This window comes from Allorhodopirellula heiligendammensis (genome assembly GCF_007860105.1).
In the GTDB taxonomy this organism is placed as follows: domain Bacteria; phylum Planctomycetota; class Planctomycetia; order Pirellulales; family Pirellulaceae; genus Rhodopirellula; species Rhodopirellula heiligendammensis.
In genome coordinates, this window is sequence record NZ_SJPU01000001.1 from 1,308,136 (window position 1) to 1,320,189 (window position 12,054).

Sequence of the window (12,054 nt, forward strand, 5' to 3'; positions counted from 1 at the left end):
GACACCGATGAATGATGATATGCCGGTTTCGCAGTCAATCGCTGTATCGATTTACCTCGCTTACCGGCGTCCAATCGCGCCTGACGATTTCAAAAACATTTTTACAGAGTGAAAGAATGGCAACGGAACAAGATAAACTCGATGACCTAGTCACTGGACTTAAACAGCAACGCGACCATCTTCGCGTCCGCATGAGTTTGGCAGAAATGGAAGCCAAGCAAGAATACGATCGCTTGTCAGATCAAATCAGCAAGCTGACCGAGCAATACGAACCGATCCGAAGTGCTGCTGCCGAATCGGCCGGTGATGCGTTGGCTGCATTGACGCTGGCTGCTGAGGAAATGAAGAGTGGACTGCAGAAAGTGGTCAAAGCGGTCGAAGAAACCAAATAGACAACGAAGCAACCTGCCCTCTGCGGATTATCGGGACACTCCACCATGGATGCATCGACTTTGCCGCAGCTCGTGCGGAACGCGGAACGGCTCAACGAAGTCGTCAGCATCCTCCTCCGATATGGACTCGCACCCTGGCTGGGGAACGTGCGAGCGGATTGGATTCAGCGACTGCTACGCACCCACGATGGCGACCAAATTAGTCATCTCGATCCATCCGTCCGCATTCGAATGGCGCTGCTCGAACTGGGAACGACCTTCGTCAAACTCGGTCAGATGCTCAGCACGCGTGCGGATCTGATAGGCCCGGAGCTGGCCGCCGAGCTGGCCAAATTGCAATCGGATACACCCCCCGATGCACCTGGAACCGTGATTGACTTGATCACGCAGGAGTTCGGTCAACCACCCTCTGAGCTCTTCCGTCGTTTCAATGCAGAGGCTTTCGCGTCGGCTTCGATCGGCCAAGTTCACCACGCGGAGATGCACGATGGGACGGCAGTGGTCGTCAAGATTCAACATGCCGGGATTGAACATCGCATCCGCAATGACCTCGAGATTCTCATCGAATTGGCGAAGATGGCTGAGGCCAACTCACTCTATCTGGCTCAATATCAACCCGTCGCCACTGCAAAACAATTCCGTCAAACACTTGAAGACGAGCTCGACTTTACCATCGAGCAGCGGAGTCTCCAGCGATTCCGTGAAAACTTCAAAGACGACCCTCACGTAGCCTTCCCACGACCCTACGAGAATGTGTCGTCGCGCCGCGTCATGACGATGGCGAAATTTGATGGCATCAGCGTATCACGCCGCGATGATCTCGTCGCAGCGGGATGTGATCTCGCTGATGTAGCACGTCGCGGTGCCAACCTGTTTCTACAGATGGTATTCCGCCATGGTTTCTATCACGCCGATCCGCATCCTGGGAATCTGATGGTGTTGGATGGAGCCGTGATCGGTGTGCTGGATTGCGGCATGGTGGGGCGACTCAGTGGCGAAATGCGAGAGCAAATCGAAGACGTATTGATCGCAGCAATGGACAAAGATCCTCCCCGAATGGTCGACGCGGTAGTCCAAATCGGGCAACCTCCCGCAAATCTTGACCGCCGGGCTCTGCTGCGTGACATGGAACAATTTATCGATGACTACGGTTCTCGTTCGGTCGAAGATATCGATACGACCGCCGTGATCAATGATTTTACAGCGATCATTCGTGAATACCGCATCGTGCTGCCGCCCGACGTCACCTTGCTGCTGAAAATGGTGGTCATGCTCAAAGGCACCGCCACCCAGCTCAGCCCCCAATTCAGCATGGAGGAATTACTCGAGCCGTATCGTATCGAAGCGATTAAAAATCGCTTCTCGCCGCAGCGATGGTGGCGACACCTCGTCGCCACAAATCGAAATTGGAACCATCTGATTCAAACGCTGCCGAGCGACACCGCTGATATTATTGGCCGCCTTCGCCAAGGCAGCTTTGACGTCCATTTGGATCATCGGAATCTTGGCACCATCGTGAACCGATTGGTGATGGGTATCTTGGCAGCAGCAACGTTTGTCGGGTCCACTCAGTTGTGGAGCAACAGCGTACCGCCGCGTTTTCACGGTGTTTCCGTCCCCGGTGTTGTAGGGACCGGCATCGCGATCTACCTCGGCGTGCGAGTGATTCAAGCGGTCAAGAGGTCCGGTGACCTGCGGGATAGAGCTTAAGACCGTAGGACGGGACCGTTGTCCCGTCCGTAGTCTTATTTTGGGTCCATCCGGGTTTGTTGACAGTCACCCAACTGCCCGCTCGGGACGATGGTCCCAAGCTACCAATCCAAACGTCGCTCCACAACGATTGCGGGCGACAAATCGCGTTTGACTACTTCAAACCCTTGATAGCCACGACACTGCCATCGGCAGCATCGAAGTTTTCGCCGAGCTGCGTCACGTACAAGCGATTGTCAGGACCAAACGCACAGGACACAGGCCCCTTGAGCGTGATACCGCTCTCAGTCACGTCGACTTCGCCGTCATCACCGAGTTCGACCGTGACCACGCGGCCATCATTGACGCTCGTCAGCGCCCAATTGTTTTCGACGACTGCGAACTTATTGCCTTCGATGTGAGCCATGCCCATGGGGTTGATCAAATCGGCGAGTTTCCACTGAGCGACTGGTTTCTTGGTCTCCAGGTCCCACTGGACGATCAATCCATCGGCTTCGCCACCCTTGCCGGAATAGAGCACGTAGAGCGTGTTGTCTGGCCCCACCACCGTTTGCATGGGCGAGTTCGTTTCGATCCCGTTGTCATCTGCCGACAGCAGCGGCTCAAGCTTCTTGGTCGCGGGATCGGCGACCAGAACCCATGATTTTCCGTCGTATCCCTGTCCGCATACGAACACCTGTTTTCCGTCTTCTGAGACGCTCAGGCCCGTCAAATTGCCTTCGCCCTTGTCCGCTTCATCGTCCGTGGTGGGACCGACTGAGTTGGTGGCCACACCCGACGAAGCTTCTCCTGGTGCCGTGAACATCAACAGAGTTTCTTCTCCGTCCAGCTTGCCCGCATCGGTCACGACCAGAGTCTTACCGATCCACACAGCCGACAGCGGTCCAACGCCGTACCATTTCTTACCTGTATCGTCACTCTTCCAAAACTCGGTATCGAATTTCCTGACATAATCGATCGGTGTTTGGTCGGGAAGCTCGCCGAGCGGCAGCACCATGACACTGCCACGCGAATCGCACACCGTCAACTCGCCAGCCTCGCTGAAGCTGACGCATGAGGGGTTTTGCAAACCCTTCAAGATTGTCTCAGCCGTTGGATCCGCTGCCTGACTCGTGTTAACGAGTGCCAGACCCAAAATGGCGAACGATGCTGCTACCCAGTTTTTCAAGATCATTTCTTTGCTCTTCTCGTGATATGTGGAGAGTAAATTGACGGTCCGCCCACTCAGTCAGCGCCGCTTGGGCGAATCTCGCTGCCGGCGAGTCTATCGCAATCGCTCCGCGCTCAAAAGTTGGCTTATCGAGCGAAACTGCAGTACACTGTGCAGCTTCCACGCCCCTCCCTCCTTGGATTGCCAGTAGATGACGATACCACGAATACTGACCACGCTGTTGCTCGCGACTTTCGCGGTAACTGTTGCCGCTGCGGACCGGCCCAATATCATCTTCATCTTCTCAGACGATCACGCCGAGCAAGCCATCTCCGCCTACGGATCGAAGGTGAACCAGACGCCCCATATTGATCGCATTGCCGAGCGTGGAGCGCGATTTACTAACTCGTTTGTTACCAATTCGATCTGCACACCGAGTCGGGCGACACTGTTGACGGGGCAGTACTCGCACCTCAATGGGGTGCCGGTGTTCAACAAATTTGACTCCTCACGCGATACCGTCGCGAAGCACCTGCAGGCGGGGGGGTATCACACAGGCGTCATCGGCAAGTGGCACCTGGGATCGGACCCCGTTGGTTTCGATCGCTGGATCGTGCTGCCCGGCCAAGGGAACTACTGGAATCCGCAATTCCTAGTCGACGGCAAGCGGCTAACGATCGAAGGCCACTGTACCGATATCACCACCGACCTTGGCATCGAGTTTCTGAAAACTCGGCCGGAAGACAAACCCTTCTTCTTGATGCTGCATCAAAAAGCCCCTCATCGCAATTGGGATCCCGATCTCAGAAACAAAGCAAAATTCAAAGACAAATCATTCCCTGAACCCGCAACACTTTGGGATGATTATGCGACCCGCCCCGCAGCACTCCCTGAAAACCAACAGACGGTGGCCCACGATTTAACTCGCCGCGATCTGAAACTCCTGCCCCCGGAGGATCTGAAAGGTCGAGAAGCCAATCAATGGTATGGCGTTAAACCAAACGAACTGACGGTCGAAGGACAGAAGCTCACCGGCGATGAACTGACGAAGTGGAAGTACCAACGTTACATGCAGGACTACCTCGCCTGTGTGCAAGGCGTCGATGATGGGGTTGGCAAAGTTCTCGACTATCTCGACACGACGGGTTTGGCTAAGAACACGATTGTCATCTACTGCGCCGACAACGGCTGGTATTTGGGTGAACTCGGACTCTATGACAAACGGTTCATGTACGAACCCGGCCTGCGGGTGCCATTGCTCGCCTGCGGTCCTGGAATCAACGCGAACAGCACACCCGACCAGTTCGTCGCGAACATTGACTTGGCACCCACGTTCCTCGATCTCGCCGGACTGCCGGTCCCCGAGTTCATGCAAGGCCGCTCGCTCGCTCCGCTGCTGCGCGGCGAATCACCGTCGGATTGGCGTGATACGGTTTATTACCGTTACTACCATGACCCCGGACACCACAACACGGCGGCTCACTTGGGCGTGCGAACCAAGACGCACAAGCTGATCTACTATTGGAAGATGGACGCCTACGAGATGTTCGATTTGGTCAACGACCCCAGCGAGCAACACAACCTGCTGTTCGCTGACGAGGAAGCCAGTAAGCCCGAGATTGCAGCGAAGTTCCAAGAACTCAAAACCGAGATTGCCCGCTTACAGACGGAGTTTAAAGACGACGGTCAGTATGCCGATCCAGTGACGTGGCCAAAGGGTGGCTCGGACGGCCCGTTTGACGACCATCAACCTGCCGGCAAGAAAACCGTTGCCGAAGCGATGAAGATGACGGCCACGTAGAGGATTGGACTGGGAACGTGATACTGGATTGACAGTGCAGCCTCCCGTATCTCTGATGCGAGTTCGGGCCACGAAGCGGCGACAGCGATCGATCACAAAGCACGTCGGGAGAAATCATTCCTCATCACTCTTTTGCGCCGACGTGCTTACGGTGCGTTGGCGGTTCCCAGAACTTGGAGTCCTTTGATTTGGTTCTGTAGGCTGAATCTCTTAATCGGCTGATCCACACCGCAGTTCCAACGTGTACTTACAGCGACTGCGGAGATGAAGTGGTGCCCGCTGGTCGCTGCCAATCAAATAAAGTCAATCTGGAAGTCTTCGTAGGTATTTCCATCCCCATCTGATAGACGGCAAGTCCCTTGGCCACCTTGCCGCCAGTCTCCTACAGGCTTAGGCAACGTACCTGACCATGAACCTCCCATCGAATTGCCTCGAACATATTCTGCAGTAAACTTCGCTAAAGACATTCCCGTTGGTACAGTTGACTGTCATCCGCGGAAGTACCGCAATCATGCGGCTGATGCCAATGGATGAAAACAGCCACTCCGATCCAAGTGACGCGAATTGGCGTCTGGCACGGATCAACTCGGGATCTTCGCCTATTGCATCACATTCGGCGAAATAAACATCCTCCTCGTACGGAAGCGCAAACACTCTGGAGGACTTACATGTCCAAGCCTTGCTGATGCCGCTTGGCGGTTCCGTCGTGGAAAACTCGCCGGCAACCGTCTCCGTCACAGCAATGGTGTTTGACAGACCGTCACTGATGTATGCGAGTGATACAGGGGGACCGCTGGCGTCGGTCCCCACCATGACACCATTCTCAACACCAGGCGCACCACCTCCGGACACCATTAAAATATTGGTCGGGTGAATCTGGTTTTGTGGGAGGGGATCGTAATTGCGTTCCGGGCAGAGAAAGACAAGAGGCGTTTCGTATGAGAAACGTTCAGTCTGTGCAAAGTACGGCCGCTTTAGAGTGAGGGTCTCCCACAATGCTTGCTCCTCTAAAAAGGGAAGCAAGCGTCTCGTTCTGGAACTGATCGTCGAACCGCTGTTTGGAAGCTTGAAATATCGCGTGGATGGGAATGCCTTTTCGATCTTGCAAGAATTACTATTCATAGCCATACGCGCAGGCGGAGCTATCCTTGCGCCAATTGGTGGCGAGCCCTCGACTCCAACGAGATTTCAGATTGGTCTGGCGTCCATACCGGCCTTGTAACGGCAAATAATGGCTCGTTCACTTTCGCTCTCAAGAGCTATTCTGGGATTGATACCCGATCGACCCATGTCTGATTTTCAAGGCCGGCATACGATGGATGCACGGATTGCCTGCCAAGTACGCAGGGAGGTCTCGGAAGTGGGCTGTAGCGATCGATACGACCGAAATGACGCTCCTCCAAGGGAACTCGCCTCCAAAGGATCAGCCCCCTTTTCGGGCAGGCACATCAGGTAGTATCGAATGGGCTAACATATCTGCTCAAATCACCAACACGACGGAAGAACCATGAATTCTCACTTTCGCTGCTTGTACGTCACACGAGCCGACGACGTTGTCTCGCACCGAATCACCGAGCGACCCGTTTCGGAACTGCCCGATGGCGATGTCACCATCGCGGTGCAGTGGTCGAGTTTGAACTACAAAGACGCCCTGGCGGCGACTGGGAATCCAGGCGTTGCACCGAACCTGCCGCATGTTCCCGGCATCGATGCCGCGGGGGTGGTGGAAGTGGGAACCGAACGCTTTCCCGTTGGTACGAAGGTGATCGTGACCGGGTACGATCTCGGCGGAAAGCGCTGGGGTGGATGGGCCGAGCGAATTCGGGTTCCCGAGTCGTGGGTCGTTCCGCTTCCCGACTCACTTTCACCGCGTGAAGCGATGATTATCGGCACGGCTGGATTCACGGCTGCCCAGTGCGTTCGCGAGCTGGTCCGCAACGATATCCATCCCGGCGAGAAACCCGTGCTCGTCACCGGGGCTACCGGCGGAGTCGGTTCCTTGGCGGTGAAACTGCTCAGCCAACTCGGGTATCGGGTTACCGCGATGACGGGCAAGTCCGATGCGCATGCGTGGTTGCGGAGCCTCGGTGCGAGTGAGATCGTTTCCCGCGATGAGCTGGATACAGCATCGAGTCGTCCGCTGCTGTCGGCACGGTTCAGCGGTGGTGTCGATACTGTGGGCGGTCCCACGCTGGTGTCGTTGCTGAAATCCGTCGATGTCAATGGTTGCGTGTCCGCCTGCGGAATGGTCGGCAGCAGCGACTTGGACATGAGCGTGTTCCCCTTTATCCTCCGCGGCGTACGGTTGGCCGGGATCACGTCGGCGCTCTGCCCGATGGATGAGCGGCTGAAAATCTGGGAGCGGCTGGCCGGTCCCTGGATGCTAAACGACCTCGACGCAACGGCCACCGAAGTCGGTCTCGACGAGCTCTCGACCAAAATCGATGAAATCCTCGCCAGTAAAATTCGCGGCCGAGTCGTGGTGAATGTGGCTGAGGGCTAATTGCTTAAAGACTGACGTGTATGCGGGCGGGACGCCCGCGAACCGGTGCGCGGCCATCCCGCCCGCATACGTAGATTTCCTGGGGCTGACACCCTGCCGATTACCTAATAGTTATAGACCCTGAAAGGATCGCGGAAATTAGCCGGTGTTTTGAGCGTAGCGAACACCACCGGAATCAAATACAGCAAATGCACGCCGACCCTGGCAGGGTCGCAGCCACAACGGTCCACTCCGCTCGGATGGGCTTTGACGCCCTTCGGGGTCAGCAATCGCGTCGTTTCAACCTGTCCGGCGGTGTTCGCGTCGCTCGACCGCCGGCTAATCTCTGAAACACCTTCGGCGTTGTCACGAAATTGGGTAATCCGCGGGGATCAGCCCCAGGATTTACAGTTCGATTTCCTGGGGCTTACGCCCCAGGCTATATGCTGCCGCCACTACCGTGGCTAAGAGCGGTACTTCTGATACGCTCGCCGGGCCTGTGTTTCAGCAGCCTTACTCCGGCAGTCCGATCGACACCACTTCGGGACTTTTCGGATTGGTAGGTGCTGGACTTTTTTGATCCGGATCTTGGTAATGAGCCGCATCGAAATGCTTGCCGTAGGCACCGAAATCGTTGAAGGCGTATTTCTTGGCCCAACGATAGACGAGGCTGCGTTCGGGAATTTCATCGCCCGGTTGGTATTGGCTGCGACGCGGTGAAACCGCCGCCAGCTCGTCCATCACGACTCCTCGGGCGGTCGTGTCGCGCGCACCGTGTTTGTTCGCCAATTCGACCAGCAGATCGGGACGTTCCATGATCACACAGCCACGTGTCGTGCCCGCGGTGAGTTCACGGAAATCTCGCAGGAACTCGGAATTGTTAAACGTTTCGGCGAGCGGACGATCATCGTGGATCGATTCGGTCGCCAACTGGATCACGGGACACGGTTCAATATCGCCCCAGGGACCGATGTGGTGCGTGAATCCAGTCACAGCGGGGCACAGGGCGTTGCCCGCATCGTCGTGATAGGCGTCGATGACCACAATCGGCTTGGTGGCCCGCGTGTCAACGACGAATTGCCGCACCCGCCGCTGTTCTTCGCTGGACAGCGCCAGTTGCGGGTTCGGTTCGGGGCCGACGGGACGGTAAATATGGAACCAACAGTACATCACACCCATCTCGATCAAGCGATCGACCCAGCGATCGGTCACCAGATCATCAATGTTGGATTTACAAACGCTGGTACAGACACCGACAAGCAATTTATTACGAATCGCCGCTTCGATGCCCTCCATCGTTTGATTGAGCACGCCATCGCGGCCGCGCCGCGTATCGCTGATGATCTCGCTGCCTTCGACACTGATCAGTGGCGTGACGTTGCCGCATTTCCGCAGTCGCGCGGCGACTTCGTCGGTGATAAAATGCCCATTGGTGAAGACTTGGAAATAAACGTCGGGATGGGTTTCGAAGAGCGTCAGCAAATCTTTGTGCATGAACGGTTCCCCGCCCAGAATGCCAAAAAAGCTGTTGCCCATCGCCTTGGCTTCGCGAATCGTTTTGCTGGCAGCATCCAGTTCGATGCGGCTCTGCTTTGCCGCGACATCGACCCAGCAACCCTGGCACCGCAGATTGCAGCTATTGATGACTGACATGTAGAGAAAAGGCGGGAAAAACTCGCCCTTCTTCAGTCGCCGTTTGTGCCGATGGATGCTGCGCAAACCCTTCACCCCAAGCATCCAGACGGCCTTGGCCAACAGCCGTTTGTCGGTTTCTACAGCGAACCGGCGAGCCATTTTGAGATACATGAAGTCAGCAGTGAGGGAGAGGGGAAGTTGAGCGGTTGGGAGGTGGGAGCCGCTATTCTAACAGGTCACCGCTCCAAGGCAAAAGCGATTGCATGGTCGACCATCGGCTCGAACGGTCGTGAAATACCGCCGCGACCACTGATCGCGTGAGAGCTCAGCCCGGCGGAGCCCTCTGGCGACCTGGACTAGGTGTACCATTGACACGTTGCCAAAGCTACAATGTAACCCGTCGCATCCTTATTACCTCTTCTTACCTACGTCTCATCGAGTTGCAACATGACTGAGCAGAACGAAACATCCACATCCGCCGACTCGGCTTCCGCCCCCCCGAGCAGTGCCATGCGCCGCCGCAGTGTGCTGCAGATCGCTGCGGGTGCCGCAGCGACGACACCGTATTTTGCGTGGAGCCCGCGCTCCTTCGCCCAGGAAGGGAACAGCAAGAATGATCGCCGCACCATTGGAGTCATCGGTGCGGGCGGGATGGCGACGGGAAATCTCAATGCCGCACGCCAGTGGCTCGATGTGGTCGCGATCGCGGATGTTGACGCGGGTCGGGCAGACGGATTCAACAAAAAGTTCAGCGATGGCAAGGCAGACGTTTATGACGACTACCGCCCCATGCTCGAGCGTGATGACATCGATGTCTTGCATATCGCCACCCCGGATCATTGGCACACGAAGCCGCTGGTCGAAGCCATGCTCGCTGGCAAGGACGTGTACTGCGAAAAGCCGTTGACCCTGACGATCGACGAAGGCAAGTTGATTCGTAAGGTGCAGAAACAAACTGGGCGCATCGTGCAGGTCGGCACTCAGCAGCGGAGCACGTTCCCGTTGTTCGTCAAAGCCTTAGCGATCGTCAACGAGGGCCGGCTGGGCAAAATCCGGCAGGTCCAAGCCGCTATTGGCGGCGCCCCAACAAGTCCCTCCATCCCCGTCGCCGAAGTCCCCAGCAAACTGGATTGGGACCGGTGGTTGGGGCCGGCACCGGCTGTTGATTACCTACACCTGCGAAAGGACAAAGCAACCTTCACGAACTGCCACTATGAATTCCGCTGGTGGTACGAATATTCCGGCGGCAAGCTCACCGATTGGGGCGCCCACCACGTCGACATCTGCAATTGGGCACTGAAGCTCAACGGCCAGACCGAGGGGCCGACATCCATCAGTGGCACGGCAAAGCATCCCGTTGAGTTCAAAAACGGGGTGCCCCAGCAAGACGACCGCTACAACACGGCCACCTCGTTCCAATTCAACGTTCAGTATCCCGGCGATACCGAGATGATCATTCGCAACGATACCCGCAACGGCGTACTCATCACCGGCGATAAAGGTAGAATCTTTGTCAGCCGTGGTGCATTGCAGGGTCAACCTGTCGAAGATCTCGCCAACAACCCATTGCCCGACGATGCGATTGCGAAGGTATATCGGAACATGCCGATGGAGTTCAACGAGCGGAAACAGCACTGGGCCAACTTCCTGTACTGCGCTGAAAATAAAGTCCAGCCCATCTCGGACGTGCATTCGCACATGGAGATGCTCAACGTCTGCCATCTCGCGGGAATTTGCGCAAGACTCGGCCGCGAGCTAAAATGGGACGATTCGATTGAACAAATTGTTGGCGACGACGAGGCCAATGCGATGCTCAGCCGTCCCTATCGCGACGGTTTTGCCATTGAGATGGGCTAGGAGGCTTTCCGAATAGGTAGTCTAGAAAAAACCTTCGGCGCGACCGCGCCGAAGGCCTTGTCATGGGAGCGGTGTGTCGAGTACGCTATGCGATTCAAATTTTTGATGCCTCCCCGAGAAAAGTTCCCACCGTGGCTGTTCAGCGAACCTACATGGCCAAACCCGGCGAAGTCCAGAAGCAATGGCACATCGTCGATGCTAGCGACGAAGTGCTCGGTCGCTTGGCCAGCGATATCGCCGTCGTTTTGATGGGCAAACATCGCCCCGAATATACCCCGCACGTGGATTGCGGTGACTTTGTCATCGTGACCAACGTGGAAAAAATTGCGATGACCGGCAACAAAATGCAGGCTCGCCACTATACCTGGTACACCGGATACCCTGGCCTGCGGCTAGAGAGCTATCAAGACCGCCAGGAACGCAAACCAGAAGACCTGCTGCTGCACGCGGTTCGCCGCATGTTGCCCAAAAACCGCTTGGCACGACAGATGCTGGCTAAGCTCAAGATCTACGCAGGTCCTGATCACCCGCACACCGCTCAGCAGCCAAACGAATTGGTTCGCCAGAGTAAGAAAGTCAACAATTAGGTCCTGAGTGTCGAAACCATGATTGCAGTAAAAAAAGATAAGATCAACGGCGACGCGCTCGGTACGGGTCGTCGCAAAAGCAGCGTTGCTCGCGTGCGGGTGCGTCCCGGCAGCGGCAATGTGACCATCAACGGCAAACCATTGAATGAGTTTTTCGTTAACGATCAGCATCAACGCGATATTCTCGAAACAATTCAAGCAGCCGGTTTGACTGATCAAATCGACGTGCTCGTTCGGGTTTCCGGCGGCGGCATGAGCGGCCAAAGCGGCGCGATTCGCATGGGCATCGCTCGTGCATTGTGTTCCCATGATGAAGCGTTGCACGATCCGATGCGTGAAGGCAGCTTCCTGACGCGAGATTCTCGCATGAAGGAACGGAAGAAACCGGGTCTTCGTGGTGCTCGTCGCGGCGTCCAGTTTAGTAAACGATAACAAGGCGT

General features: G+C 56.1%; 10 protein-coding genes. 7 read left to right on the forward strand and 3 right to left on the reverse strand.

Going from position 1 to position 12,054, the window contains the following annotated elements:
- Positions 1–116: 116 nt before the first annotated feature.
- Positions 117–392 (forward strand): hypothetical protein, encoded by a 276-nt coding sequence (locus Poly21_RS05005; RefSeq protein WP_146405846.1) that lies wholly within the window; start codon positions 117–119, stop codon positions 390–392.
- A 45-nt stretch (positions 393–437) separates the two neighbouring features.
- Positions 438–2,102: an ABC1 kinase family protein gene (locus tag Poly21_RS05010; protein WP_146405847.1), complete on the forward strand. Its 1,665-nt coding sequence runs from the start codon at positions 438–440 to the stop codon at positions 2,100–2,102.
- Positions 2,103–2,256: 154 nt separating this feature from the next.
- Here Poly21_RS05010 and Poly21_RS05015 read toward each other — a convergent pair whose 3' ends face one another.
- Positions 2,257–3,276, reverse strand: coding sequence for a hypothetical protein (locus tag Poly21_RS05015; protein WP_146405848.1), 1,020 nt, complete (start codon positions 3,274–3,276; stop codon positions 2,257–2,259).
- 187 nt (positions 3,277–3,463) lie between these two features.
- Between Poly21_RS05015 and Poly21_RS05020 the strand changes: the two genes are divergently transcribed.
- Positions 3,464–5,053, forward strand: coding sequence for a sulfatase family protein (locus Poly21_RS05020; protein WP_146405849.1), 1,590 nt, complete (start codon positions 3,464–3,466; stop codon positions 5,051–5,053).
- A gap of 390 nt (positions 5,054–5,443) precedes the next feature.
- Here Poly21_RS05020 and Poly21_RS28215 read toward each other — a convergent pair whose 3' ends face one another.
- Positions 5,444–6,181 carry a DUF1559 family PulG-like putative transporter gene (locus Poly21_RS28215; protein ID WP_146405850.1) on the reverse strand — a complete coding sequence of 246 codons (738 nt, stop codon included), beginning with the start codon at positions 6,179–6,181 and terminating at the stop codon, positions 5,444–5,446.
- A gap of 379 nt (positions 6,182–6,560) precedes the next feature.
- Between Poly21_RS28215 and Poly21_RS05030 the strand changes: the two genes are divergently transcribed.
- Positions 6,561–7,556 carry a YhdH/YhfP family quinone oxidoreductase gene (locus Poly21_RS05030; protein WP_146405851.1) on the forward strand — a complete coding sequence of 332 codons (996 nt, stop codon included), beginning with the start codon at positions 6,561–6,563 and terminating at the stop codon, positions 7,554–7,556.
- Positions 7,557–8,048: 492 nt separating this feature from the next.
- On the opposite strand, the gene Poly21_RS05035 is transcribed toward Poly21_RS05030, so the two are convergent.
- Positions 8,049–9,329 (reverse strand): radical SAM protein, encoded by a 1,281-nt coding sequence (locus Poly21_RS05035; protein WP_146405852.1) that lies wholly within the window; start codon positions 9,327–9,329, stop codon positions 8,049–8,051.
- 351 nt (positions 9,330–9,680) lie between these two features.
- Between Poly21_RS05035 and Poly21_RS05040 the strand changes: the two genes are divergently transcribed.
- The 3 genes from Poly21_RS05040 (at position 9,681) to rpsI (ending at position 12,046) form a co-directional block, all read left to right on the forward strand.
- Positions 9,681–11,027 (forward strand): Gfo/Idh/MocA family protein, encoded by a 1,347-nt coding sequence (locus Poly21_RS05040; RefSeq protein WP_146406869.1) that lies wholly within the window; start codon positions 9,681–9,683, stop codon positions 11,025–11,027.
- Positions 11,028–11,158: 131 nt separating this feature from the next.
- Positions 11,159–11,614: a 50S ribosomal protein L13 gene (rplM, locus tag Poly21_RS05045; RefSeq protein WP_146405853.1), complete on the forward strand. Its 456-nt coding sequence runs from the start codon at positions 11,159–11,161 to the stop codon at positions 11,612–11,614.
- A gap of 18 nt (positions 11,615–11,632) precedes the next feature.
- Positions 11,633–12,046 carry a 30S ribosomal protein S9 gene (gene rpsI / locus Poly21_RS05050; protein WP_146405854.1) on the forward strand — a complete coding sequence of 138 codons (414 nt, stop codon included), beginning with the start codon at positions 11,633–11,635 and terminating at the stop codon, positions 12,044–12,046.
- Positions 12,047–12,054: the final 8 nt, after the last annotated feature.